General features: G+C 42.7%; 26 protein-coding genes. 9 read left to right on the forward strand and 17 right to left on the reverse strand.

What is annotated here, in order from left to right; all coding sequences use genetic code 11:
- Nucleotides 1-437 precede the first annotated feature (437 nt).
- Nucleotides 438-704, forward strand: coding sequence for a DUF3081 domain-containing protein (locus tag WR49_RS03515; protein ID WP_046223086.1), 267 nt, complete (start codon nucleotides 438-440; stop codon nucleotides 702-704).
- 168 nt (nucleotides 705-872) lie between these two features.
- Here the strand turns inward: WR49_RS03515 and WR49_RS03520 are convergent, their stop codons facing one another.
- Both WR49_RS03520 and WR49_RS03525 read right to left on the reverse strand, forming a co-directional pair.
- Entirely contained in the window at nucleotides 873-1,898 is a 1,026-nt protein-coding gene (locus tag WR49_RS03520) for a zinc-binding alcohol dehydrogenase family protein (protein ID WP_017058046.1), read from the reverse strand.
- A gap of 155 nt (nucleotides 1,899-2,053) precedes the next feature.
- A complete protein-coding gene (locus tag WR49_RS03525) occupies nucleotides 2,054-2,821 on the reverse strand; it encodes a glycine betaine ABC transporter substrate-binding protein (RefSeq protein ID WP_082082740.1) in 768 nt (255 codons plus the stop codon).
- A 268-nt stretch (nucleotides 2,822-3,089) separates the two neighbouring features.
- Between WR49_RS03525 and WR49_RS03530 the strand changes: the two genes are divergently transcribed.
- A complete protein-coding gene (locus WR49_RS03530) occupies nucleotides 3,090-4,022 on the forward strand; it encodes a LysR family transcriptional regulator (RefSeq protein ID WP_046223088.1) in 933 nt (310 codons plus the stop codon).
- A 145-nt stretch (nucleotides 4,023-4,167) separates the two neighbouring features.
- On the opposite strand, the gene WR49_RS03535 is transcribed toward WR49_RS03530, so the two are convergent.
- The 7 genes from WR49_RS03535 to WR49_RS03565 all read right to left on the reverse strand — a co-directional run bounded on the left by WR49_RS03535 (nucleotide 4,168) and on the right by WR49_RS03565 (nucleotide 10,986).
- Nucleotides 4,168-4,554: a hypothetical protein gene (locus WR49_RS03535; protein ID WP_017058043.1), complete on the reverse strand. Its 387-nt coding sequence runs from the start codon at nucleotides 4,552-4,554 to the stop codon at nucleotides 4,168-4,170.
- Nucleotides 4,555-4,708: 154 nt separating this feature from the next.
- Complete coding sequence (locus tag WR49_RS03540) at nucleotides 4,709-5,536, reverse strand: Cof-type HAD-IIB family hydrolase (RefSeq protein ID WP_046223089.1); 828 nt, start codon at nucleotides 5,534-5,536, stop codon at nucleotides 4,709-4,711.
- Between the two features lie 51 nt (nucleotides 5,537-5,587).
- Nucleotides 5,588-6,427 (reverse strand): arabinose operon transcriptional regulator AraC, encoded by an 840-nt coding sequence (gene araC, locus WR49_RS03545; RefSeq protein ID WP_017058041.1) that lies wholly within the window; start codon nucleotides 6,425-6,427, stop codon nucleotides 5,588-5,590.
- A gap of 64 nt (nucleotides 6,428-6,491) precedes the next feature.
- Nucleotides 6,492-7,004, reverse strand: a complete 513-nt coding sequence (locus WR49_RS03550) for a hypothetical protein (protein ID WP_082082736.1) — start codon at nucleotides 7,002-7,004, stop codon at nucleotides 6,492-6,494.
- 48 nt (nucleotides 7,005-7,052) lie between these two features.
- Entirely contained in the window at nucleotides 7,053-8,540 is a 1,488-nt protein-coding gene (gene araA / locus WR49_RS03555) for an L-arabinose isomerase (protein ID WP_046223091.1), read from the reverse strand.
- Nucleotides 8,541-8,549: 9 nt separating this feature from the next.
- Entirely contained in the window at nucleotides 8,550-9,290 is a 741-nt protein-coding gene (locus WR49_RS03560) for an L-ribulose-5-phosphate 4-epimerase (RefSeq protein ID WP_046223092.1), read from the reverse strand.
- Nucleotides 9,283-10,986 carry a ribulokinase gene (locus WR49_RS03565; RefSeq protein ID WP_046223093.1) on the reverse strand — a complete coding sequence of 568 codons (1,704 nt, stop codon included), beginning with the start codon at nucleotides 10,984-10,986 and terminating at the stop codon, nucleotides 9,283-9,285. Before WR49_RS03565 ends, WR49_RS03560 begins: the two co-directional genes overlap by 8 nt.
- A gap of 370 nt (nucleotides 10,987-11,356) precedes the next feature.
- On the opposite strand from WR49_RS03565, the gene WR49_RS03570 reads away from it, so the two are divergent.
- The 3 genes from WR49_RS03570 to araH are packed head-to-tail and all read left to right on the forward strand — an operon-like array spanning nucleotide 11,357 to nucleotide 14,947.
- Nucleotides 11,357-12,355 (forward strand): arabinose ABC transporter substrate-binding protein, encoded by a 999-nt coding sequence (locus WR49_RS03570; RefSeq protein WP_136997110.1) that lies wholly within the window; start codon nucleotides 11,357-11,359, stop codon nucleotides 12,353-12,355.
- Nucleotides 12,356-12,415: 60 nt separating this feature from the next.
- Nucleotides 12,416-13,933, forward strand: a complete 1,518-nt coding sequence (gene araG, locus WR49_RS03575) for an L-arabinose ABC transporter ATP-binding protein AraG (RefSeq protein ID WP_046223094.1) — start codon at nucleotides 12,416-12,418, stop codon at nucleotides 13,931-13,933.
- Nucleotides 13,934-13,957: 24 nt separating this feature from the next.
- The gene (gene araH, locus WR49_RS03580) at nucleotides 13,958-14,947 is read left to right on the forward strand and encodes an L-arabinose ABC transporter permease AraH (RefSeq protein ID WP_017058034.1); all 990 of its coding nucleotides are present in this window, start codon (nucleotides 13,958-13,960) and stop codon (nucleotides 14,945-14,947) included.
- 213 nt (nucleotides 14,948-15,160) lie between these two features.
- Here araH and WR49_RS03585 read toward each other — a convergent pair whose 3' ends face one another.
- Nucleotides 15,161-15,838: a DNA alkylation repair protein gene (locus tag WR49_RS03585; protein ID WP_017058033.1), complete on the reverse strand. Its 678-nt coding sequence runs from the start codon at nucleotides 15,836-15,838 to the stop codon at nucleotides 15,161-15,163.
- A gap of 124 nt (nucleotides 15,839-15,962) precedes the next feature.
- On the opposite strand from WR49_RS03585, the gene WR49_RS03590 reads away from it, so the two are divergent.
- Nucleotides 15,963-16,586: a bifunctional 4-hydroxy-2-oxoglutarate aldolase/2-dehydro-3-deoxy-phosphogluconate aldolase gene (locus WR49_RS03590; RefSeq protein WP_046223095.1), complete on the forward strand. Its 624-nt coding sequence runs from the start codon at nucleotides 15,963-15,965 to the stop codon at nucleotides 16,584-16,586.
- Nucleotides 16,587-16,744: 158 nt separating this feature from the next.
- Here the strand turns inward: WR49_RS03590 and WR49_RS03595 are convergent, their stop codons facing one another.
- From WR49_RS03595 to WR49_RS03605, 3 genes are all read right to left on the reverse strand, one after another.
- A complete protein-coding gene (locus WR49_RS03595; RefSeq protein ID WP_046223096.1) occupies nucleotides 16,745-17,548 on the reverse strand; it encodes a MetQ/NlpA family ABC transporter substrate-binding protein in 804 nt (267 codons plus the stop codon).
- Between the two features lie 336 nt (nucleotides 17,549-17,884).
- Nucleotides 17,885-18,112, reverse strand: coding sequence for a helix-turn-helix domain-containing protein (locus WR49_RS03600; RefSeq protein ID WP_017058030.1), 228 nt, complete (start codon nucleotides 18,110-18,112; stop codon nucleotides 17,885-17,887).
- Between the two features lies 1 nt (nucleotide 18,113).
- Nucleotides 18,114-18,641, reverse strand: coding sequence for a DUF2975 domain-containing protein (locus WR49_RS03605; protein WP_017058029.1), 528 nt, complete (start codon nucleotides 18,639-18,641; stop codon nucleotides 18,114-18,116).
- Nucleotides 18,642-18,803: 162 nt separating this feature from the next.
- On the opposite strand from WR49_RS03605, the gene WR49_RS03610 reads away from it, so the two are divergent.
- Nucleotides 18,804-19,148: a hypothetical protein gene (locus WR49_RS03610; RefSeq protein ID WP_046223261.1), complete on the forward strand. Its 345-nt coding sequence runs from the start codon at nucleotides 18,804-18,806 to the stop codon at nucleotides 19,146-19,148.
- Between the two features lie 385 nt (nucleotides 19,149-19,533).
- On the opposite strand, the gene WR49_RS21295 is transcribed toward WR49_RS03610, so the two are convergent.
- Both WR49_RS21295 and WR49_RS03615 read right to left on the reverse strand, forming a co-directional pair.
- On the reverse strand, nucleotides 19,534-19,740 hold the full coding sequence (locus tag WR49_RS21295) for a hypothetical protein (protein WP_137027431.1): 207 nt from the start codon (nucleotides 19,738-19,740) through the stop codon (nucleotides 19,534-19,536).
- A 287-nt stretch (nucleotides 19,741-20,027) separates the two neighbouring features.
- On the reverse strand, nucleotides 20,028-20,951 hold the full coding sequence (locus tag WR49_RS03615) for a DMT family transporter (protein WP_046223097.1): 924 nt from the start codon (nucleotides 20,949-20,951) through the stop codon (nucleotides 20,028-20,030).
- 84 nt (nucleotides 20,952-21,035) lie between these two features.
- On the opposite strand from WR49_RS03615, the gene WR49_RS03620 reads away from it, so the two are divergent.
- Together WR49_RS03620 and WR49_RS03625 are read left to right on the forward strand one after the other, a co-directional pair.
- Nucleotides 21,036-21,938 (forward strand): LysR family transcriptional regulator, encoded by a 903-nt coding sequence (locus WR49_RS03620; protein ID WP_017058026.1) that lies wholly within the window; start codon nucleotides 21,036-21,038, stop codon nucleotides 21,936-21,938.
- A gap of 313 nt (nucleotides 21,939-22,251) precedes the next feature.
- Nucleotides 22,252-22,545: a hypothetical protein gene (locus tag WR49_RS03625; protein ID WP_046223098.1), complete on the forward strand. Its 294-nt coding sequence runs from the start codon at nucleotides 22,252-22,254 to the stop codon at nucleotides 22,543-22,545.
- A 275-nt stretch (nucleotides 22,546-22,820) separates the two neighbouring features.
- Here WR49_RS03625 and WR49_RS03630 read toward each other — a convergent pair whose 3' ends face one another.
- Together WR49_RS03630 and WR49_RS03635 are read right to left on the reverse strand one after the other, a co-directional pair.
- Nucleotides 22,821-23,546: a hypothetical protein gene (locus WR49_RS03630; protein ID WP_046223099.1), complete on the reverse strand. Its 726-nt coding sequence runs from the start codon at nucleotides 23,544-23,546 to the stop codon at nucleotides 22,821-22,823.
- A 741-nt stretch (nucleotides 23,547-24,287) separates the two neighbouring features.
- Entirely contained in the window at nucleotides 24,288-25,481 is a 1,194-nt protein-coding gene (locus tag WR49_RS03635; RefSeq protein ID WP_046223100.1) for an acetate/propionate family kinase, read from the reverse strand.
- Nucleotides 25,482-26,063: the final 582 nt, after the last annotated feature.

Consider the following 26,063-nt stretch of genomic DNA (forward strand, 5'->3'; position numbering starts at 1 on the left):
AAAGTCGCTTGGTAATTAAGGTACGACAGAATCCCTTGGTGATCACAGGGAATAACCATTTACTCTAACTGACAATTGGGCATTTCCATCTCAGTGACTTTTCTAAATCAGTTTTATTAAGCGCTGTTCTACGAAGTTCCCCCTACGCTACCATACCTCCCTGCTCGTTATCTTTAGATCCAAGAGCCAGCGTCGTTATGCCTGTTTATGACATACGCCATATTTAAGGTGTATGGCAGAATAGTGGATAAACTAAAAAGCGGCCCAATGTAGAAAAAATAAAGTGAATAGTCGGAAGTAGCACCTTGTTCAATTAAGAGGTGGTTTATATAAAGCACATAGAGTTATTTTTGTGATCGGAATGTAGAATTAAGCCGTAATGATTTTAAATACAAGCACTTAATAAATTTTCATTGAATACGTAGCTGGAGCGATATATGGACAACAAAATCACAACTAAAGAGTTTCTTCGAGTGTTTGATTATATTCGTTCATCTGGCAAGCAACTGGATAACCAATATCAATTGGGAGAAATTTCTGCTCGGCACGATTATGATGGCTACACTTGTTGGTTAAGCTATAAAGACGTAACAGTGACACTGATGTTCCACGGTTCATTGAAAATTGAATACGATCAGGCATCTAACTATGAAGACTTCATCAACCATTGCTTAGCAATACTCGCTAATAAATCTTTGCATTAAGTTTATTCCAGCTTCAACTCAAGAAGGTTCTAGAAGCAAAGTGAATGACAATAAAACAAAGCCCCTGTTGAAGTTTCGATCAGAAATCAATTCAGTTCAGAGTTCAGGGGCTTTTCTATTCGAACTGACCATTATTTAACTATCAAGATAAGTATTTAATTATCAAGATCAATATTTAATAGCCGTTTTACCAATAGATGCACTACTTTCAATACGCTGGTGTGCTTCTTTAAGTGTCTCGACGCTAAAGTCATGCAACGTTGTCGTAAGCGTCGATTTAATGCGACCCGCATCAATCAGATTAGCCGTTTGGAATAGGATATCTTGCTGCTTCTGGATATCGTCTGTGTTGAACAGTGAACGTGTAAACATAAGCTCCCAAATAAAGCCTGCAGATTTACCTTGTAATGCCGATAGGTTGATTCCGCCATCGAACTCAACAATCGAACTTATCATGCCTTGTGGTGCAATCAGTTCTACCATTGCATCCCAGTGCCCTTTGGTATCGGCGACATTAAATATGTAATCGACATGCTGAATGCCTTGCTCTCGCACCGACTCGACAAGGTTACGGTGGTTCACCACATAGTCCGCTCCCATATCCCTTACCCACTTTTCGGTTTCAGGTCTTGAAGCTGTTGCGATAACATCTAGGTTGGTCAATTGCTTAGCCAGTTGAATCATAATTGAACCAACACCGCCCGCTCCACCAATGATCAGGATAGATTTTTTCTCTTCAGGGCGAACTCGCAGGCGGTCAAACAACGCTTCCCAAGCGGTAAGTGTTGTTAATGGCATAACAGCCGCAGCTTGGTCAGATAAGCTCTTAGGCGCTTGAGAAGTAATGCGGTAATCTACGGCTTGATATTCTGCGTTAGCCCCCATACGTGTTACGTCGCCCGCATAGTACACACGGTCGCCTACTTCAAAACCTTCCACGTCTTGGCCTTTGGCAACCACTTCTCCTACTGCGTCATAACCCAGCACTTTTGGCTGCTCAAGAGTTTTATCTTTGGCATTACGAATACGAATTTTTGCGTCGGCAGGGTTGATTGAAGTCGCGCTTACTTTTACCAGTAAGTCATTATTTTTTAGTTCTGGCAGACTCGTTTCAAACTCAAATAAACTGTCTTGTTCTGTAATCGCAAGTGATTGAGTAAATCCGATCGCCTTCATTTTTGATGGTACTGACATTGTGCTTTCTCCTTGAATTAGACGAGTTAATCTTAGTGAATTTCCATTCCAGATAAACCGCCTAATATTTGAATTATTACCAATTAATATTTGATAATCGTATTACCATTATTAGGTAACATAAAAATGTAACGGTATTGCAGACGACATAGCGACTAGATCAGGTCCTTCTCAACCAACCAAGCATGTGTTACTGCATCTTGTGACTTACCTTCACGGCAAACTTTATAATCCAACTCGGCAATAATATCGTTTGAGAATCGCAATGAATCGAGCTTCTGAATCTGTTCTTCGCTAAACAAATGCTTCTTGTCATGTCTTAAAAGAAGTACCGCTCTGTCAACAATTCCGAGCAAACCTTTAGGCTCTTTAATCTCCCGAATGTCATAGCGATAATGCAGGAATTGTGGTTTCCACAGTGGCACTACCACCCACTCTTTGTTTGCGACTGCACTTTCAAAAGCATCGAAGCAATCGCCTTCGCTACCCGTGAAAAACTCATAACCCGAATCACTAAGCCCATACTCCTTCATCATCTGGATCGAGAAACGCGTTATGCCAGCACCTGGGTTAATACCCTGAATTTGGGCTTTCATTCTCTTTGCTACTTCAGGCTTCAAAAGATCGGCGACTTCAGACACCGCTTCTTTGGGTACATAGTTAGGTACCCCCCACAACGCATAAGGTTCATAATGAAGTCCAAGCTCGATCAATGGCTCGACTTCCTCAACACCAGCTTTGTAGATACCATGGCTTGATGGAAGCCAAGCCGAAGAGAGCATGTCAACTTCACCCGCTTTCAGTTTCTCAAAGTTTTCTTGATGAGGAGAGAAAACACGCTCTACCTCGAACCCCAACGCTTTCAATACATTGGTAACCAGTGATGCCGTTGTACGGTGGAACGACAAATCCGTTACACCCATTGTGATTTTCTTAGTCATCTTGTCTCCCTAGATCGTAGATTTCGTCCATACAATGTGTATTGCGCTACGTTGTCGATATGGAAAAATGATAGTGAAAAGATTGCTAATGAAAAACAGCCTCACATTTGAATTATTATCAAATTAGTTTTGAAAATTAACTGTTTGAAGCTAACTTAGAAGAGATAAGTAGAGATAACCCATTTGCAGATTGGGATAAGGAAATATCCCAACTCCATGTTTAGAATATAATTCAATACAGGTAGATAATATGCTTCTTGAAGACTTACAGGTCATTTTAAAAGTAGCGGAGTTTCGCAGTATCACCGCAGCAGCAACCAATCTTGACATGCGCACTGCGACTGCAAGCGCCGCCGTGAAACGTGTTGAAGCCGCGTTGGGCTCTGAATTATTTGTAAGAACGACTCGCCACCTAAGGCTCTCTTCAGCAGGTGAACGTTATTTACCGGAATGTGAACAAGCCTTAAAAATATTAGCTCAAGCTAAGATCAACATCCGCGAAGAGCTTGGTATTGTCGATGGTGAAATTCGTATTGCGCTTTCATCCGATCTAGGCCGAAACTTAGTCACACCTTGGCTTGATGAGTTTTTACTTGAATACCCTAACGCTGCACTCCGCACTAACATCAGTGATAGTAATATAGATTTTTATCGAGATTCTGTTGATATGGCGCTGCGTTATGGCTCCCCGACTGACGCCAATATGTACGGTTTTAAAATTTGTGATGTCCCCAGAATCCTGTGTGCTAGCCCTGATTATTTAGCTGAAAAGGGAGCACCAAATGAACCCAAAGACTTGTCTCAACACAATGGGTTGCTCTACCAACTCCATGACATTTTGCAAGATGAGTGGGTATTTAATGATGGAATTCATGACCATAAAGTGAAGTTGAAAGGAAATAGAGCTTCGAACGACGCCGACCTTGTGAGACGTTGGTGTGTTGCGGGAAAAGGGGTTGCGATAAAATCTTGTCTAGATATGTCAAGCGAGCTACTTTCTGGTGATGTCGTCAATGTGATGCGCACGTTTAAGCCAACACCTACGGAGCTATGGTTAGTGTGTCCAAGCCGACAATCGATCACACCGACCGTACGCTTATTAAGAGATTTATTCAGAGAAAAAACTGCGGAGATCATTTCCCAACTGAATGCACAAGGTATTGTAGAAAGTAAGACACCATAGGATCTAACTCAGCTTAGAAATAGGTCATAGAGATACAAAAAAGCGTTAGCGAACTTCAATCCGCTAACGCCTTCCATCATTTAAACATCATACGTGTTTGATAAACACGCTGACTTTAATGCGAGTGCCTAGTCTAATACGAGAGTTAGTTTGACTCTTCTTCAACGTCGCAGTCTGCACAGCACTGCAGTGCGATTTCATGTTCAAAGGTGATGGTATCGTTACCTTCTTCTAGCAACTCGACGATTTCATCCGCGACTTCTTTCTCATCTTCCGCTTCGATCCCACTCTCTAGCTCTTCTTCCGAATAACCGAAAAAATTCAGTAATAAGTAATCACGAGCTTCCTCTTTAGTACATACCACGTTTGCTGAAAGATCAGGCGTAACCTCACCTTGCGCAAGCGTCGCCGTTATTTGTGCGATAGCATCATCTTTCATCGCAGGCGTTAACCAACCCAGATCAGTACTTACGGTTGTTTTTTTACAATCGAAGCAAGGCAGTTGGTGAAAGTAGTATTGAAAGGTAGTCATAGGTAATTTCTTCTTTAGGTGTTGTATAGCAAGATTATGCGCGTTTTCTTGTAAAATACTATCTCAATAGACACCGAAGACCAAATACTTACTACGTCTTCATACAAGACATGAGAAAAAGTGCTACAAAGCGAGTCATTTACTAGTTAACGCTTCACTTCAATGGAAAAAGTTCTTTTAATAATAAAGCTAACCCTTCTCCTTGATTGTCCGTGCTTGTCACCCGATCAGCGGAGTTTTGTACTTTCTCGCTAGCATTTAGCATCGCGACACCACAACCCGCCATAGAAAGCATTGAAACATCGTTGAAATTGTCTCCGATCGCAACAATTCGGTTTATATCAAGCGACATATTAGATGCATAGTCCAGTAGCGCTCGGCCTTTACTGTGTCCTTTAATGGCTAAATCAATTCGGTTGGTTCCTGAAATAGAACCCGAAAAATGAGTGGTAATTAGCTCTTCTTGCAAAAACTGGTTGAAGTTATCCGTACTGCCTTGAACCACAAACTTCCAAATGCACTCCGCTCTTTGCTGTTCTTCAACTAGGTTTTCCACAAAGTAAATTTTAGGTCGTTTATCGATGGGATAACTATCAGCCCATTGTTTTAGAGGTAAGATATATGGCATGGGGTCTTGGTCCCAAACCGCCATACCAGAATCAGTGTACATCACTATTTTCAAGTCATAGTCAAAAGCGAGTTGCAGGAACGCATTAGCCAAGGTTGGGGGAATTGGTGTCCCGCTTTCAACCTGCTTATTTACATAGTTGTATTGGTAAACACCGTTGCAACAGATAATCGGCAAGGTAACACCCAATTGGTCATAATAAGGTTTTGCTGCGGTATGGTGGCGCCCTGTAACAACCACAACATGATATTTATCTACAATTTTTTGAACATAGTCTCTGACCCAAGGGTTTAAAGTATGATCATTTCTGAGTGCCGTACCATCAAGGTCCAAAGCGAGCAATTGGTAATTCATGCGATATACCGAGTTTATTATGTGGGAAAGCAAGATATTTTCTTGCCGCGACTAAGTGATTTGCTCTCTATAAAGCTTAGGGCTAACACCAGACTTGCGTTTAAAGACTCGTGAAAAATAGAGGGGATCGGTATAGCCGACAACCCTGCCTATCCTGTTGACCGAATAGTTAGTGGTCACCAAGAGTTGCTTAGCTCGGCTGACTCGTTGGTCGTCTCGCCATTGAGTAATCGTCATACCAACTTCATCACGAAATAGGTGACCTAAACGTGAAGCGGATAAACAAGTAAAATCCGCAATGTCTTCTAGAGAGAAACTTTGACTTAAATTTTGTGCCATATAGTTCATCGCCTCAATCACACGTGGGTCGAGAGGTTTATTGACGACATCTGGCTGGATACTTTTACAGCGAATAATCAGTTGTTCAAGAAGGTTGATCGCTAAATCATCGCGATAAGGCATATCGGATTTGGAAATATATTCTATATCGATAAACAGCTTCTCTAACATTGAAACCGTGCTGCTTTCTATTCCCTTGGTGAGATATACCCCTTTATGCTGTTCGTGCCAGCAAAGCCATTCGTTCCAAAATGCACGTGGACGAAAATAAATCCATCGGTGGAACCAAGAGGCATTGTCTTCTTTACGATGATAAAAGTGAGTCGCACTCGGTGGAAAGAGCAGTAAGTCACCCGCTTTTACATCAAAAGCCTCATCGCCATGGAAAATAGTACCCTCTCCTTGGCTGGTGAGGTTAATAATGAAACCTTTCATCCCATTTGGTCGGTCAATGACAAAATCTAGCTCATCTCCTTCAATAATAGGAGTGAGGCCAGCCACAAGGTGAGCGTCAAAGTTATACCCGGGCTTTAATGGATCGTTGTTTTGCATGCATTATCTATATTGAGGTTTATGTCAGTCTATTCTGGCTACGAAATAGTGTCACCGTGATTCCTCACAGTTTATCCAGAATAATCCACTGTTTAGCAGAAAACGCTTCTCTGAAAAAATCGGTCTTCTCCGTTTTGGATAGAAAGTCACTCGGCAGACCGTCTCTTCTATGTTGCCAAGGAAAGTGAGGTTTAGGGGGGGCTTCCTTATCAATAGGGCGCGGTAGATGTTGAATTTCATGGTGGATATCTAAACGTGTAGGTACGCTATTGCGCGCTAGGTATTCAATCACCAGAGCATCGTCAGAAAAATAGTAATTCATGTTAATCGACAACGTTTCTGAATGTTGCACCTGACACCATTGCTCTAGCCGATCCGTTTTGTGACGAAACTTCCAGTTAGCTTCCGATACTGAAATCAGGTTTCCGTTATTCATAACCTCAATAACACCAACATAATGAATTTCACCATCAAATTGAAGTTCAAAACTCGTGGGGTGCGCACTGTCGAGCTTAAGTACCCAGCATGATTTATCCAATTGATAAATGGGCGTAGCAACTACATCTGTATCATTCACAAATTGACTCCAAAGTGCTCCCTTGTAGGAGCACATTATTGAGATTAATTAGCGGTAGTAAACGCCGTTGTGACGTAAGTCTTGTTTGAACTGACGCAAGTTAGTGTCATTATCAATCACGACCATTTCGATGCCTAGAATTTCTGCGTAGTCAGCCAGTGTAGACAAGGTTACCGCTTGGCTATAAACCGCATGATGCGCGCCACCAGCGTGAATCCAAGCCGCCGCTGCCACATTAAGGCTAGGTTGTGGCTCCCACAATGCATGAGCAACAGGAAGATGCGGTAATGATGCTGGTGGAGTAATAGTATCAACCATATTCACCACCATTCTAAAGCGATCACCAAGGTCGATAACAGATACATTCAGTGCTTCACCAGATTGACCACTAAAAATCAGACGTGGGATATCACAACGACAACCTATTGTGTGACGGTGGATCTCTAGTTTAGGTTTTGCCGCGGCGATAGATGGGCAGACCTCGAGCATATGAGCACCCAAAACCTGGCCTTTCCCGCCAAAGTTGTAGGTGTAGTCTTCCATAAATGAAGTTCCACCTTCCCTGCCTTGCCCCATTACTTTAATAATGTGAGTCATAGCAGCCGTTTTCCAGTCACCCTCACCACCATAACCAAAGCCTTTACTCATCAATCGCTGTGTCGCGAGTCCTGGTAGGTTAGTTAGGCCCGTTAAGTTTTCGAACGTATTAGTGAAAGCGCTCGCACCAACCGAATTGAGGAAAGATTCCATACCCAACTCGAGACGAGCTTCTTGCACCATCAATATCTTTTGGTCTTTATCATTTAGAAGCTCTGGCGCCATCTCATAGGTTGATGCATATTCGTCAAGCAAATGATTTACATCTGATTCTGATACCGAGTTGACTACATCACTCAGCTCACCCAGCCCATAAGCATTCACTTCGTAACCAAATTGAATTTGTGCAGAGACTTTATTGCCTTCCGTTACGGCGACTTGGCGCATGTTGTCACCAAAGCGTGCGACTTTAAGTTGTTTACCGGCTTCTACACCAATTGCGGCGCGGCACCATTCATCGACATCTTTATGCACTTGCTCATCTTTCCAGTGGCCCACAACCACTTTTCGCTCAATATTCAGACGAGTACCAATAAAGCCGAACTCGCGACAACCATGCGCACTTTGATTGAGATTCATGAAATCCATGTCAATCTCATCCCATGGCAGTTGCGCATTAAACTGTGTATGTAGATGTAGGAATGGTTTGTTAAGTTGAGTTAAGCCTGCAATCCACATTTTCGCGGGAGAGAAGGTGTGCATCCAGAGCATTAAGCCGACACAATTCGGATCGTTGTTCGCCGCACGGCACACAGCAAGGATTTCGTCAGGCGTTTTTACTGTGCCTTTGTTAGCGATGTCCACAGAAATTCCTGGAGCTGCATTTAGGCCAGCAATGATTTCTTCACTGTTATTTGCCACACTTTCTAAAACTTTTGGGCCATACAGATGCTGAGAACCTGTTACAAACCATATTTGTTTCTCATTGAAAATATTCATCATGTATCCTTATTTTTTGGTTTGACCGTAGTAGGCGTTTGTGCCGTGCTTACGTAAATAGTGTTTATCCAAGAGCGATGGATTAATCGAACTTACGCTCGAGTTGATTTGTAATGTTTGTAATGCCATACCAGCAACCACCTCCACCACCACAGCATTATGTACAGCTTGATGTGGATCTTTCCCCCAAGTAAACGGCGCGTGCTCTTTAACAAGAATACCGGGAGCAGCCATCGCGTCTCCGTCACCAATGGTTTCAACAATTACTTTGCCGGTGTTTAACTCATAATCTTCAGCAATCTCTTTGTCACTCAATGCTCGAGTACAATCGATTTGACCATAGAAATAGTCCGCGTGGGTGGTCCCCAGTGCCGGAATGGCGCGACCTGCTTGAGCCCATGCTGTCGCTTGTGGCGAATGAGTATGGACAATACCTCCAATATCGGGATATTGACGGTAAAGCTCTAAATGCGTCGCGGTATCTAAAGAAGGATTCATCTCTCCCTCAACGATTCGGCCTTGTAGATCCACAATTACCATGTTGGCGGCGCTGAGTTCGCTGTATTCAACACCACTCGGTTTAATGACGACCAAACCTGACTTACGGTCGATGCCTGAAACATTCCCCCAAGTGAAGGTCACAAGGTTATGGCGCTGGAGGTCCATATTGGCTTGCCAAACTTGATGACGAAGTGCTTTAAGGCGTTCTGCGGTTAAATCAACGTCGGTCCATACTGTTTGTTCAGACATTGTCACGCTCCTGAGATTGATGAAATTCAGCAAGCTGCTCCATGTGCTGCCCTAATTGACGATAGGTCGCATATCGCTCCGCTCTCATCGCTTGTACTTCTGGGTTTGGTAAATAGGCTTGACGAACGGGGCTGGCCATCACACTTTGTGCTGCTTTGGTATTTGGGTAAACGCCTGCGGCTACTGCAGCAAATATTGCAGCCCCCAAGGCACAGCATTGCTCCGACTCTACGACGACGATTTCGCGGCCTATCACATCAGCACACATTTGCATCACATAAGGTGATTTCTGAGCAATACCACCAATGGCAATCACGCGTTCAACGGTTACGTCTTGTTCAATAAAGCAATCCACAATCGCTTTTGCACCATGCGCCGTCGACTCTACAAGCGCTGAGAATATAGCGGGTGAAGCACTGCCAAGATTCAAATCGCAAATTGCACCTTTTAAACGCTGATTTGCATAGGGTGTACGTCGACCATTAAGCCAATCCATTGCCACTGGTGTGTACTGATCAATGCCTTGCTGCTCTGCCGCTTCCGAAAGCATGGGCAGTAAGTCAGAAGCGATTTCTTCCGCGGTCAACGCAAAGTCTGGGTTACGCTCTACATAAGCCTGCAATGGCCACATCAATACGTTTTTAAACCAAGCGTACATATCACCAAACGCTGATTGCCCCGCTTCTAAAGCGAGCAACTCGGGCATAGCACTGCCTTCTACTTGGCCACAAATCCCATGAATAGTGCGGTCACCGACCTGCTCTGCTTCCACCATTAAAATGTCACAGGTCGAGGTTCCAATGACTTTCACTAAGTCATTGGCGCCAGCCCCCGCTCCAACGGCACCCATATGGCAATCAAACTCACCAATGGCGATGGCAATACCTTCCGGTAGTCCCAATCGCTCTGCCCACTCTTTCGAGAGATACCCAGCCGCTTGATCTGATGTGAATACATCCGAAAACATGCGGTCACGAATACCATCGAGTGTTGGAGAAATTGCGCTTAAGAACGCTTGGTCAGGCAAACCACCCCAGCTGTCGTGCCACATGGCTTTATGCCCAGCAGCACAAATACTACGGCGTAGTTTTTGAGGATGTTGATTACCGGAAAGAGTGGCTGGAATCCAGTCACAAAGCTCTACCCAGCTATAGGCTCGCTTTGCAATTTGTTCATCTTGTTCACTGACCCACGCAGCTTTAGCCCAGAACCATTCCGATGAATACACCCCACCGATGTAGCGGGTGTAATCGGTATAGGTTCCCGAGTGTGCTAGCTCATTAATCAAATCGGCTTTAGTTACCGATGTATGATCCTTCCATAAAACGAACATCGCATTGGGGCTGTTTTCGAACTCTGGAAGTAAAGCGAGAATGGTACCGTTTTCATCAATTGGCGCAGGTGTCGAACCAGTTGTATCAACACCAATACCCACGACAGAAGAAGTTACGGCAGGTGAAACTGTGCTCAACACTTCTTGGATAGCGTCGGTCATCGCATCCAGATAATCTTGGGGGTGATGCCTGAACTGAGATTGATCAGGCTGACAATAAAGTCCTTTGATCCATCTTGGGTAATAGACAACAGACGAAGATACTTCTTTGCCTGTGTCTGTATTAACGACAAGAGCACGTACAGAGTCCGATCCGAAATCTAAACCAATTACATGCTGCTGATGTGTTTTCAATGTGTCCATAAGAGCTCCAACTTTTGGTCAACAAACTAAATCCTCTTGCAGTTATAGCGAGAGCGAAGCCGTTATCCCATAAATAGGCTCGCTAACTTTATGGACAAAAACGCCACGAGACATTTTTTGTGTTCTCTCTAACACCTGGGGTAATCGAGCTAGAATCACACAATAATTAGCAAATTTAACATTTCAAGTGCTGGAAAATTAATCTCAAATCACTAAAAACCACTAACCGAGAGCTACATCATAGTCTCTGCGGCTAAATAAATGGACAAAAACGCTACATTCCTCAGCTGTGATTCTTATCACTAATAATTATTCCAAGATCCACAAATATGTAGGGCGAACACTCACCTCTACCAGCGGATGGATAACAATGAAACTAAAAAAACTACTCACAGTCGCGGCCTTATCTGGCATTACTTTACTAAGCGCTTCTGCCAATGCCTTTTTCGGCTCTAACGATGAAACTCGATTAGGCTACCTAGTTAAGCAACCGGAGGAACCATGGTTCCAAACAGAATGGTCATTCGCTGAAAAAGCAGGTAAAGATTTAGGCTTTGAAGTCGTAAAAATGGCTGTGCCCGATGGCGAAAAAACCCTTAATGCTATCGACACACTGGCGGCACAAGGTGCGAAAGGTTTCGTTATTTGCACACCTGATCCTAAATTAGGTCCTGCAATTATGGCGAAGGCAAAAAGTTATGACCTGAAAGTTGTGACAGTCGATGACCAATTCCTGAATGCGAAAGGCGAGCCGATGACCAACGTTCCATTGGTTATGATGGCAGCAACCGCTATCGGCGAGCGCCAAGGAACGGAGCTTTACAATGAAATGCAGAGACGTAACTGGGATGCCTCTACAACAGGTGTAATGGCAATCACCGCTGACGAGCTTGATACAGCACGTCGTCGTGTAGATGGCTCGATTTCGGCACTAGAACAAGCTGGCTTCCCTGTCGATCAGATCTATCGTGTACCAACGAAAACCAACGACATCCCAGGTGCGCTAGACGCAGCAAACTCTCTGCTTGTTCAATACCCAACCGTTAAACAGTGGCTAGTTTTAGGCATGAACGACAATACTGTACTAGGCGGTGTACGAGCTACTGAAGGTCAGGGGTTCAGTGCAAACGACGTAATCGGTATTGGTATCAATGGCGTCGATGCAGTGAACGAACTGGCTAAATCTCAGCCGACAGGGTTCTACGGTTCACTGCTACCTAGCCCAGACGTACATGGCTACAAAAGTATCGAGTCACTTTACAAATGGGTGACCGACGATATCCAGCCAGAGAAGTTTGTAGAAGTTACAGACGTTGTACTTATCACGCGTGATAACTTCAAAGACGAACTAGCTAAGAAAGGGCTATAAGCTCACTTTCGGTGGCGACCTTATGGGGTCGTCACCACCTGACTAAACGGAGAGAATGTCATGGCTAAGTCCCCCTCTTACATAGAGTTTCGCAATATCTCTAAGCACTTCCCCGGTGTTAAAGCATTGAACAACGTTAGCTTCCGCGCCGATGCGGGCAGTGTTCACGCTTTGATGGGCGAAAATGGTGCTGGTAAATCAACGCTTCTCAAGACTCTCAGCGGATTTCATCAACCAACTGACGGTCATATCGCCATTGACGGTAAAGAAGTAGTGCTAAACTCAACTAATGATGCCCTTGCTCACGGTATTGCCATTATTTATCAAGAACTCAACCTCGTTCCTGAGCTGACGGTTGCCGAGAATATTTATCTTGGACAGTTGCCAACCAAGGGCGGCCGAGTGGACACCGAAACTCTAAACAGAAATGCACGAGTTCAGTTAGAACGCTTAGGTGAAACCTTCGATCCTTCATGCCAACTAAAGGATCTTTCTATTGGCCAATGGCAAATGGTTGAGATTGCCAAAGCATTGAGTCGCAATGCACAAATTATCGCTTTTGATGAGCCAACCAGTAGCTTATCGCAACGAGAAATTAAGAATCTATTTAAGGTTATTCGTGAACTGCGTGATTCTGGAAAAGTCATCATGTATGTATCACATCGTATGGAAGAAATATTCGACCTTTGTGATGCAATTACTATCTTCAAAGATGGTGAGCACGTGCAATCATTCCATGATATGTCAGAACTGACTCATGACCGCTTAGTGGAATTGATGGTAGGTCGCGAAATCAACGATATCTACAACTATCGTTCACGTCAGCATGGTCAAAGTGGCCTGCGTATAGAAAACTTCGAAGGCCCAGGGTTAAGCCAGCCGCTATCAATGGATATCAAACAAGGTGAAATTTTAGGGCTATTTGGCTTAGTGGGAGCTGGACGAACCGAGCTAACTCGCCTTATTTTTGGTGCCGATAAGAAAAATGCAGGAGATCTGTTTCTTCACAATATCAAAATTGGCGTGAAAACCCCGCAAGATGCCATTCGAGCTGGCATTACGCTGTGCTCGGAAGACCGCAAAGCCGACGGCATCGTTCCTATCATGTCGGTTCAAGAAAACACCAACATTAGCGCTCGCCCTTGGAATCTAAAGTTCAAAAGCTTGATTGATTTCGACTGGGAGAAAAAAAACGCTTCGAAGCAAAAAGAAGCACTTAATGTAAAAACTTCTTCTTTAGAACAACCTATTGGAAAACTGTCCGGTGGTAACCAGCAGAAAGTCATTCTTGGCCGTTGGTTGTCAACAGCAATGAGCGTCATCTTGTTAGATGAGCCTACCCGCGGTATCGATGTTGGAGCAAAGTCAGAAATATACGAACTCATTTTTAAGCTGGCGGAAAACGGGGTGACCGTACTCGTCGTTTCCAGCGACTTACCGGAAGTATTGGGTATCTCAGATCGCGTCGTTGTCATGAAAGAAGGCGCTGTGACCGGTGAATTACAACGCGACGAATTTAACGAGCAAACTGCGCTTCGTCTGGCAATGTTAGACCAAGAAGGTTCGGCCGCCGCTTAACGCTTAAAATTAAGGAATATTATTATGTCTGTAACAAGCTCTACAAAACCTCTTGAACCACAGGACGCAAAACGCTCCTTTAATTTGGCCGGAATTTGGGACCGATTCGGAATGCTGATCGTGTTCGCTGCCCTATTTATTCTATGTGCCTTATTTGTGCCTTACTTTGCGACTTTCATCAATATGAAAGGGCTTGGTCTGGCAATTTCGATGAGTGGCATGGTGGCATGTGCGATGCTGTTCTGCTTAGCTTGCGGTGATCTCGACCTGTCTGTCGCTTCAATTATCGCCTGTTCAGGTGTCGTGACCGCAGTAGCAATTAATGCAACGAGCAGTTTGGTACTTGGTATTGGTGCTGGCTTATTGTCTGGTGCAGCATTTGGGCTACTTAACGGTTTCGTGATAGCGAAACTGAAAATCAATGCGTTAATCACTACGTTAGCAACCATGCAGATCGCTCGTGGTCTCGGCTACATCATCTCCGACGGCAGAGCAGTAGGTATCACAGAAGAGAAATTTTTTGCTTTGGGCAACTCATCCATCCTAGGAATTCCGACACCGATATGGCTGACCATGATTACTTTTGCTCTATTCGCTTTTCTTCTCAATCGTACTGTTTACGGTCGCAATACGTTAGCGATAGGTGGTAACGAAGAAGCGGCGCGTTTGGCTGGTGTCAATGTGGTCAAAACTAAGATGATCATTTTCACCGTATCAGGGTTAATCTCAGCGCTTGCAGGGGTTATTTTGGCGGCGCGTATGACAAGTGGTCAACCAATGACCTCCGTAGGTTTCGAATTGGTCGTCATTTCAGCTTGTGTGCTCGGGGGAGTATCTCTCAAAGGTGGCATAGGCAAAGTGTCCTATGTTATTGCTGGGGTATTGATTCTGGGAACGGTAGAAAATGCGATGAACCTGCTTAACATGTCGCCGTTTTCTCAATATGTCGTCCGAGGCATTATATTACTAGCCGCTGTTATTTTTGACCGTTACAAGCAGAGTAATCAAGGATAAGTTGATAAGATCTCAGGATCATTAGGTTATTCATGTATAACACGGTAAGGGGTTAGACATTACATTTAGTAGCAATGCCAGTGAATCCTCGCTGGCATTCCTCAATGTTTGACTGGTAAAAAGCATAAGGTAATTGGCCCTGAGGGACAAGTATTCAATCTAGGTCGAAGAATCAGGGAAATCATCTCAAGACTTACATATGAAGGATTGAAACTAATCATCACAATTCAGCCATTTCAGTCCTTCTCGCCTTGCCAACCCTTGAATGTTTTGCTGGTCAATAAACGACTCCACAGAATTTGCGTTAGTTTTCGAGAACTCCCGTAATGCCCAACCTATCGCTTTTTGTATAAAGAATTCCTCATCAGCTTGATTTTCTTTGATTACTTCAAAAAGAAGGCTTTCGTTAGTCTGCTGTTTGAACTTTAATTGATAAAGCAATGCGGACCGCCTTAACCAAATATTATCAGAGACGCGCCAACGGCTTATATAGTCTTGAGTTTGAGCAGTATGGTTGATATGCAGGGCGGCAACAATGTGTGAAGCGAGCAAATCAACTGTGTCCCACCATGATTTCGTTATGATCAACCACTCTACTTCAGCTAAGAATGTTTCTGGAAGCTGCTTTTTGCGTTTAATGAGCAAGTCGACAGCAACCATTTGAAACTCCCTTTCAGGAAGTAACCATAGCTCTCTGATAATACGAGGTAAGTCAGCGATATTGGGGAGCTGTTCTTTTGTAAAAAGAGGCTTCAAAACCTCTCTTCTTTGTGTTGCCTGAATGCCATAGAAATGAAACCGATGACGCATGTAAGCTTGCATCTGTAGCGCTTTGTCACTATTTGCCAAAGGTTCAAGTGCTGTTTTTATCGCATTATTCCAAGTATGCATTTAGTCGGTATCCCTAAGTATAAACAGAGTTCAACTCTAAATAAAAATGGCATTTAATCATAGCGTTAGGGCATTTTTTAATTCATATTATTTCGACAAACTTCGATTAGACTAAGGACAAGCCATGACCACTGTTAAACAACGTTTAAGTGATATAAAAGTCGTCCCTGTAATTACTATTAAAGATGCAAGTAAAGCGGGTAAGCTCGCAAAAATTCTCGTTGAGAATGGCCTTCCTTGCGCTGAGGTGACTTTCCGTACTCCAGCCGCGCCACAAGCGATTAAAAATATGCGCAAAGCTTACCCTGACATGCTAATCGGCTCGGGAACGGTCATCACCACTCAGCAAGTAGACGAGTCAATAGAAGCGGGGGTCGATTTCGTGGTAAGCCCAGGGCTCAATCCAACAACCATCAAATACTGTCAGCAGCGTGGCGTACAAATCGTACCAGGTGTCAATAACCCTAGCCTTGTTGAACAAGCTATAGAACTCGGCCTCGATACATTAAAATTCTTTCCAGCTGAGCCTTCAGGCGGTGTGAATATGCTAAAAGCACTCACAGCGGTTTATCCTGTAAGCTTTATGCCAACGGGCGGGATTAGCCCTAAAAATGTCAATGACTATCTAGCCCTTCCTGCCGTGTTTGCCTGTGGCGGAACATGGATGATCCCATCAGATCTTATCGATGACGAAAAATGGGAGGAACTTGGTCGTTTAATCGCAAATGTTGCTGACATTATTAAATAGCGACTCTGAATCCAACCATTTACAAATGAGATAGCAAGCAGAGCATTAGACACATGCTCTGCTTACTAACAATACATACCCTCACTGTACAACTATCTACCAGTCACTCATGACTTACCCGGCTTTGTTACACAATGAGATGGACCTTGCTGTCTGGCTTAATTAGCCGCTTCGATGGTGCCTTTAAAGGTAGCATCTAAGAAGTCATTCATTTCTTTAGAGTGATAAATCGAGAGGATTGTTTCAAACACTTTTTTGTTTTTATCTTCATTTCGTGCAGCAACAACCATTACCGCCAAAGGTGCATTTTTGGGTTCCAAGTAAATCCCCTGTTTCTTCGGGTCAAGTCCAGAAGACATCACATAGTTCATAGTAATTGCTGCTGCATCTACATCATCAAGTGTACGTGGCAGTTGAGCAGCCTCTACTTCAACAAATATAATGTTTTTTGGGTTGGCGACGATATCTTTCAAAGAGGCGCTAAAGCCAACGTCTTCTTTCAACGAAATCAATCCTGCATCTTCAAGTAGCAGTAACCCACGGCCGCCATTAGTCGGATCGTTCGGGATCGCAATACGAGCATTCTCGGGGAGCGCGTCAAGTGCAGTATATTTGTTGGAGTAAACTCCCATACGCATCAAGATTGAACGGCCAATCGAGACTAAATTACTGTTGTGATTATCGTTATAGTTATCGAGGAACGGCTGATGTTGATAGCTATTAAGGTCAATACTTCCATCGCTTAACGCAGCATTCGGGGTGATATAATCCGAAAATTCAACCACTTCAATGTTAATCCCTTGCTTTTCTGCTTCTTTAGCGACCGCCTCTACAACTTGAGCATGTGGACCCACAGTTGCACCAATTTTGATAACCGATTCGTCTTTTTTCTCGCATCCTGTTACGCCCAATACAAATGTTAATGCCAGTAGCAATATTGTGATTTTTTTACAGCTTCTCATGGTCACTCCATATAAAAAATAAAGACACTTAGATATCTAGACGTCCATAATATCGAACGGTGTGATTGGGTCAATAGGCTTGTTAAGAATTAAGTAAAGTATTGTTACTTATAAGTAAGGCAGACTTGTTTTCTAATGATTGGAATGAGTAAATAACTATAAATTGATATTCACTATAAATATGGACAAAATTCGCTAGAAACTAATACGGAAATGCACAGGAATACGTTTCGACGTTAAGAATACATTGCTTCGGGAGCAATAGTGGCTCAAGTAGACAAAGGTAAAGAGATGTTGAAACTCCTCACCTTTGAGATTAATTTTATCAGCGATACGTCACGATGGTGAATCCTCTTGGCTATTCGGTACATATTCTAAAATGTCTCCCGGTTGACAATTTAGATGAGTACATATAGCTTCCAGCGTCGCTAATTTGACCGCCTTTGCTCGCCCATTTTTGAGAACGGATAAGTTTTGTTCAGTAATACCAATGAGCTTGGCTAACTCATTTGATCGCATCTTCCGCTTTGCCAACATGACATCCAGATTGATTATAATCGCCATACTAAATTGTCAGCTCGCTTTCTTCTTGTAGAACGGCTGCTTTTTCCATCACAACTGCAATTACTCTCACAATAAAACCGATGATCATCATAGTTATATCGCTATCGTCGATTGTAAACGACATGTTCCAATTACCATCATTGAAAGATAGAGCTAAGCTAAGAAGTACGTCCATCAGAAGTTCAACAAACGGCGTAGCAATTAATAGATAGCTGAGTTTTTTAAAGCACTCAGAGTTCTGAAGTTCAAAAATAATTCCCTTCTCGTACAAACGAAATAGCACAATTAACTGCCACAATAATGCCACTGTAAGTAGTGTAGAAATCATGCTAGGGAAGTAACCGATCAAAGAGCGCCCTGTAGATAAAGGGAGTGACACTTCAATCGGAAAACTGGCATTAAACCACTCTGCATTGAACATAGTAGCGCTAAACCAGAATACGGTATTCAGCACAACTGAAAACACTATAGAAAACCAGAATAGAGTAAGAAGTTTACGGCTAAAGTTGCTGATGGATTGTTTCGACATGATAGACCTTATAATTGATTAGCTTTTTAGCAATACTAATCAGTTAAAAATAAAAATCAATAATAATTTACCGTAAAACGATAAATTATTATTGATTTTTTGATGACTACTACTTAACATATACCACCTTAGTAAACAGAATGATGAATAAAAATGACCATTATGAAAAAACACATTTTCCTATCCATTGCATTATTTATGACCGCAGAGCCTAGTATAGCCAATGGCATATTTGTGGATAACCTTGATACTGAGTACAAGATCGCAAACGACAACTCATGGGAAAACTCCCCCTATGCTATTGACGCGACATCCGAATCAAATGCTTTTACTGGAGACAAATGCACACAGATAAGCAAAGAGCAGCTTGGCTCGCATCCAGACTCGACTAAAAACCAAGATGTAAAATGCTACGTCACTCACTTTCCGAAAAGTGATATCAGGACTCGTATGCAGTCGAATGAGGATGGTGATGTGAGTGTTGGTTTTTCTTGGGACTTTGATTGAGCGTGACTTGACCCCGCCGATATCCGACAGGCGACAATCCATAAACACGCTCAGCGAGATAGTGCCTAGATCCATATCCACCTTGACTGTCATAAAAGGATAAATAGGCTAAAGAGGAACGTGTATACTTTCACATGCAATAATGAAGAGAGTCGATATTAGCCATCGTTTCACATTTCTCTGCAATCATAACCCTACATGCTAAAGCCGTTGCTGAAAGGCCTAATAGGAAGCAACACAACAAAGCTCTTTGATCAATCATTGTTCACTGAAATTCAGGGGTGATGAAGAAGTAAAATAGGACAACCGTGCAAAAATTTGATACAAAAAACGAGCCTTCTGGGCTCGCTTTTCAATATTTTCCTTGCTCAGGCTTTAGCTTCGATTACAGAAGTTCTACCGACTGTTGAGCAATCACAAACTCTTCATTGGTTGGCAAGGCATTAGTACTGCACCTACTAACACGGATTTGGACAACAATAAGAACAAGTAGACGGTCATAATAGAATACCAGGTTCTCTATTATGACCGTCTCGATGAAACCTGTCTTACCCGCTTCGTGGTCGACTCGACAGTATCCAGTGTTGTTCACACCCTATCCGATACCTTCAAGCCATCGATAAATAGCTCACCTGATTCTAATACAAGAGAGCAATTAAGCCTCAATATCTAAAGCCCTCAAATAACACCATTCTTATGCTTTCATTTAAATTATGATTATTAGAACTAAAACTAAACAGCTTTGAACAGAACTTAATGCTCAGACAGCACCACTTACACAATCAAGATGCAGATAATTCGAGAATTTCGTATAGCTTTTGGTAAGGAAAAGAGACCTCCTGCCTTTGTATATTGATAGATTAAGTTCCTGATTTAAAATTAAGTGCAGGTTCGCGACGTGCGTTTAAAACTTTTAATACATGGTAGCAGTAGGCCTGCAATAACAATCGCAATACCGATCAATTGTAACGGAGTGACTGCCTGTCCGAGCATAAATGAAGTCAGCGCAGAGAAAATCGGTACAAAGTTAAAAAACAGTGCAGCATTCGCCGAGCCGAGGTGACGCACACCATTTAACCACAGCAAATAACCAGCAACCGTACCAAAAACTCCGATATACACCACTTCCGATACTCCCAACGCGCTACTATTCCAAAGCTCAGTGAACGGAAGTACTTCTGGCGATGCCAGACACATCGCACCAATCACCGTCGCTCCGCTTAGCATACCGACAAAAGTATAAGAAATAACAGGCATCCAGCGACTGATACCCTGACTGAAGTAAGTGTACAAACTCCAAGCCAACATGCCGCAAAAGATGAGTTTATCACCGTGGTTGATTTGCATTGAGAGCAGTTCTTTCGGATGCCCATTGGTGATTACGATCAGTACGCCGGTCAAGCTAACTAGCAGACTAAAACACTGGGCGAAAGACGGCAGCGTTCTCAAAGCAATACACGTAATCAGCGAAGTCATCAGTGGGCTGAGCGCCATGATTAACGAGCCATTTGTCGCATTGGTGTAAGCTAATCCGGTAAATAAGCAAAGATTGAGCCCACCCACGCCCACAACGCTAACGGCGATGACCCAACACCATTGCCACAAACTTAAGTAAGGCTTGGGCATCCGCGCCGCTTTGAGGTATATCGCCAGACACGAAGCCGCAATTATAAAACGCCAGAACACTAGTGTCAGCGCGTGCACTTCGTTTAATACGAGTTTACCAATAGGAAAACAACTGCCCCAAAAGAAAGTACAGATAATGAGCAGAACAGCTGCTTTAAAAGTTGAATCAAATTTCATCGTCACTCCGAATGACTTGTCAAAATGTGTTCTCTAGTGTATTGATTTCAATAGTTAGATAAACAAGCAAAACTAAGACGGTAAATGCCATTTATGAAACCTAATTATTCGTTAGACGATCTGCGTTGTTTTTGTGCTGTAGCACGTTCAGGCAGTTTTAAAGACGCAGCACTATCTTTGGGTATGCCGCTCTCAACCTTAAGCCGCCGCATCCGTCAGTTAGAGGCCGATTTGCAACTTCGCCTGCTCAACCGCGACGCACACCGGATTGTCCTGACCAGTACTGGCGAGCAATACTTTCAACGTTCAGCCTTATTATTTGATGAACTTGATAATATCGACGAAGACCTGCATCGAGATAAACATCAACCACAGGGAAAAATTCGTATATCCGCGCCAATCAACGCAGGTTCGCAATTTCTGCGCACGATTTTTTATGATTTCTTACTTCAGTATCCGGATATTAAGCTGGATCTGAACCTATCAAATTCATTGATTGATATCGAAGCCGAAGGAATGGATGTGGTTTTTCGTGTCGGAAACGTAGTAGTCGATAACTGGATTGCTCGGCAGTTAAAACACATTCACTTCATCTTGTGCTCTCATCCTGATTACGATATTTCGACAATAATCACACCAGACAAATTATGCGATCATCCAACAATCATTTGCCATCCGATGACACCATGGCAACTGATACACAAAGAGAGTGGCGAAGAATTCAACTATTACTCGCAAAAAAGCGTCAGACTGGAATTGGATGAAATTGTGATGCTAACTCACGCTATAAAGACGGGCTTAGGGATTGGGTATGTACCGGATTATTTTGCGTTGCCAATGATCGCGCAGGGTGAAATGAGCCATGTATTGCCCAACTGGCGTAGCAAAGAACGCACACTGTTTATGCTCTATCGCGATCGGGATCATCTGCCGATGCGGGTACGCCTATTTATCGAATTTGTCATGCAGCGCTTTGAAGCGAATTAACCTCATTAGGTCAATTTTTTCACACATTCATTGCTAAACTTGGTAATGAAAAGTGGCTTGAATAAAATTCAAATAGTCACGTCATTTAAACAACTGTGGGGCAATAACTGTCAGACAGATTGTCTCTGGCAGGTAGCTGGACAAAAGCACGTTAGAATATGGGCCCTAGCGTGCGAGATTTGGATTAGAAAAAGTACCTTGAAAATTTAAACGTTTGTTATATCGATGATTATGCGCTTATGCTTCACGTAGTTTTAAAATCAAGACTCCAAATGCGACAAAGCAAAATATCGCAGTAATAACGAACATAAACATGAACCATAGTGAGAAGAAAGCCATCAAGAAAGCTACAGCAAAGAAAAGAAGAAAAAAGCTCAAAGTTGCTATTGTACTTACTATCCTAGCTCCTAATACCTTTTCACACTGCTCAACTGACAGGTCAATCTCCGATATATGCACATGTGCTATTGCAAAAGCAGTAAACACAGGAAAACATATCGAAAAAAGTAGTGTTGATATAAATAAGCATGTCGAGTCATCAATGCTACTTGACCCACTAAAAAGTGCTAAGAAATATGCTGCACAAAATCCACTCAACGCAGAATAGAGCCACTTTAGCTGATTATATTTATAGTTTTCACTGACTAACATCTTAATGATACCCCATACTCATTGATATAACGGTCTCTATACGGTTTTTTACTAGTAAGACAGACGTACAACTACAGATTGTGAGTAGAGACTTTCGCGCTGAGAGGGAATACGCCATTTTCATGTTTCATGCCCCGTCAGCACACCTTTGGACAGAATGTTTTAGGTGTGTTGCTCTAAACCATTTCGTTCAGATTAGAAAAAGTATCTTAAAACCTTAAACGTCGTTTGTTATGTTTTATTTTCAAGATTATGCTGGATCTTCAAGTACACATTCACACACTCTTCAACCAAATTCTGCTTACTATGCTGAATAACTAAAAGATAAATTATGTGGATCAGTATCGTTGCACCGATATGCCTTTGAAGCTCTGCATTAACATTTTCAACACTAGGTAACGCAGTAGCAGATGCATATAATAATAAATTTCTTTTGTTAGCAGTGTCTTTAATATATTGAAATATTGAAGTAATTCCTCTCTCGGACGCAACCGCACGTACTTCGTGTAGGTAATTTTTAGCATCACCTGAAGCATCCACATTAACCTGATTAAGTGGAGGGTCTGGCTGTAAAACAAAGTCACCGATCTGCATCTGAGTCCTAAGTGTATCTCGCCCATTATTGTTATCGACGACTAGCTGATATGGAACTTCACTTAACTCTAATGCAACACCTAACAGAGTTAAAAATGGGTACAAGCCCCCTTTATGCTTATGATCATGCATTTTTAGTTCACTAGAACGAAGATACCCTTTACTTTTCAGAGCAAGAAATAGAGCTGTTGCAGCCTCTTCTTCAGCAGTGATAGCTAAAAATGCAGCCACTTCAGGCATTGTTCCCGCAAGTTCAAAGGATCGCTCGACATAGCGAATGCTCGACTTTGCAGCGAAACCTGAATGCCCCTTTGTAACCGATGACATTTCAAACACTTTCTTCTGAAAATCATTTAACCCCATAGAATCCTCTTAAAACATAACGCTTATTAGGCGACAAATAATCGTCTTTCATCCTTCGATGATCCAGTCTTTTTTATATTAACTCAACTGATAATCAATAAGTTATGCCACATGAAGGGAAGTTAGGCTGCAAGATGTCGCCTAATAACGGGAATGATAGGTTATCAACTCAATCAAATAAGTTTTAGTAAGGTAAACGCACGTCATTTGCATTGTGTTAGGTATTTAGTCTAAATGGCTTTGGGGCAAGATATAAGTTGTTGCAGAATCTGCAATCACTGAGCTTTCTCGTTGCTCGGGCAACTATTGCAAAAATTACAACAGTTCAACTACCGAGGAATCCTCGATAGTTGCTTGATAAGCAATGTGCATATTTTGCACATTAGTTTGTACTATTGCCGAAACGACGAGATCAGAACCGGGTTGGAGCAGAGGTGATTTTCGAAACAACCTGTTTCGCAACTGTGCAGACCCTCTTGCATAATTGGTTACTAGAGTTTGTCCAACAACCTGTTGGACAATTGGGAAACAGCTTGTTTCACAAATAAATCTCATGATGGTTTCTTGCGCTTTAAACACATCTTGGGGTATAAATAAGTCAGCTCTAGCCTCGTTGACTGGAAGAACTACTAGATGAAGAAAGTATCGTTCGTGATGGTTTAACCAACATATAAAACAAAAAAGCGAGCCACTTGGGCTCGCTGATTTTCAATATTTTTCTTGCTCAGGCTTTAGCTTCGATTACAGAAGTTCTACCGACTGTTGAGCAATCACAAACTCTTCATTGGTTGGGATAACCATTGCTACTGCACCTAACATTTCTGACTTAGCAATGATGCCGTCAGAACCGAAGCGAGCAGATTCATTACCCACAACGTCTTCAATAAAACCAAGAACCTTAAGGTTATTTAGGATCTCGCGACGAATTGGTAAAGAGTTCTCTCCGATGCCGCCCGTGAAGATGATGCCGTCTAGAGAATCTAGCGCTGCAAGGTAAGATGCAACGTACTTCGCTACGCGGTAGGTAAATACCTCAAATGCAAGCTTGGCACCCTCGTGCCCCTCCTCCATGGCTTCTATAATGCCACGAGCATCGCTCGTTAGGCCAGACACGCCAAGGAAGCCAGACTCCTTGTTTAGAGAGTTGAATACTTGTTCTTGTGACCAACCTTTCTTAAGTAGATATTCGATAATACCTGGATCTAGGTCACCACAACGTGTACCCATCATTAGCCCAGAAAGTGGTGTGAAGCCCATTGAAGTATCAACACTGCTACCGTCTTTGATTGCACATACAGATGCGCCGTTACCTAAGTGAACAGAGATGAAACTAGATTCTTCCACTGGCTTATTCAGCATTTTTGCAGCTTCACGGCTAACGAAGTAGTGGCTAGTACCATGGAAACCGTAACGACGCACACCGAAATCTGTGTACAGTTCTTTTGCTATTGCACCAGTAAATGCGCGTTGTGGCATTGTTTGGTGGAAAGCCGTATCGAATACTGCAAATTGAGGTAGAGAAGGAAAAGCTTCAATCGCAGCACGGATGCCAGTAGCACCAGCAGGATTGTGAAGTGGTGCTAGGTCTGATAGACTTTCAATTTCATTTGTTACTTCTTCAGTAATACGAACAGTCTGAGTGAACTTCTCACCACCGTGAACGATACGGTGGCCAATCGCCACGATATCAGTAGTGAAGCCCAACTCTTCCATTAGACCAACCAATTTACCAATGGCAATTTTGTGGTGGTTATCTTCACCTTGAATGGCAATCTCAGTTTTCTCGCCTTGATATTTCCAGCTCATACGAGCATCTTCAAGACCAAAACACTCCCCTAGACCACTTAATACTGCTTCACCAGAAACAGAATCGATTACAGCAAATTTTAGGGATGAACTACCCGAGTTAATAACCAGAACAAACGAATTAGACATTGGATATGGATCCTGTTTTAGTACGAATTGGATGAAGTGTTTACTTCAATTTTAGTTAAGTCCATTATTCAATATTTTTTGAATCTTTCAACTTTTGTTTTGAAAAAATCACCAAATGAACACAATTAAGTTGACCTTAGTCATAAAACCATTTATTTCGAGAGGGAAATTAAAAAATAGTTGAATAATAAAATTAATGAACAGGTGACGAAAACAAGTGATCACGTTATTTTTAACTTGGTTCCGTTAATTAGAGCAACTCGAACAAATACAGGCAACCCGCCTAGAAAACACCGCCCTTCCCTTCCGTCTGCTTATCATTACTGATCGTTTGTTGCTCGATTTCTCAATTGCTCAGTGTTTACATCAAAAAGCTCACAGGAGTTCAGAATAGTGATCCGATCTTCTTTTGATTGCCTTCGAGCACAACTCTACTAATAGATGCACTGTAACGTCGCTTAGATAGCCTTTACTCTTTGTTTTAGTATCTTGTAGCACATTCTTTCAGTATAGGCTTAGAACGCGATACAGCTAAGTTTAAGCGCTAACATAAGTTATAAGCGCGAAGTTTAGTTGAAGTAA

Origin of the sequence: Vibrio sp. ECSMB14106 (assembly GCF_000972265.1) — a bacterium.
Lineage (GTDB): Bacteria > Pseudomonadota > Gammaproteobacteria > Enterobacterales > Vibrionaceae > Vibrio > Vibrio kanaloae.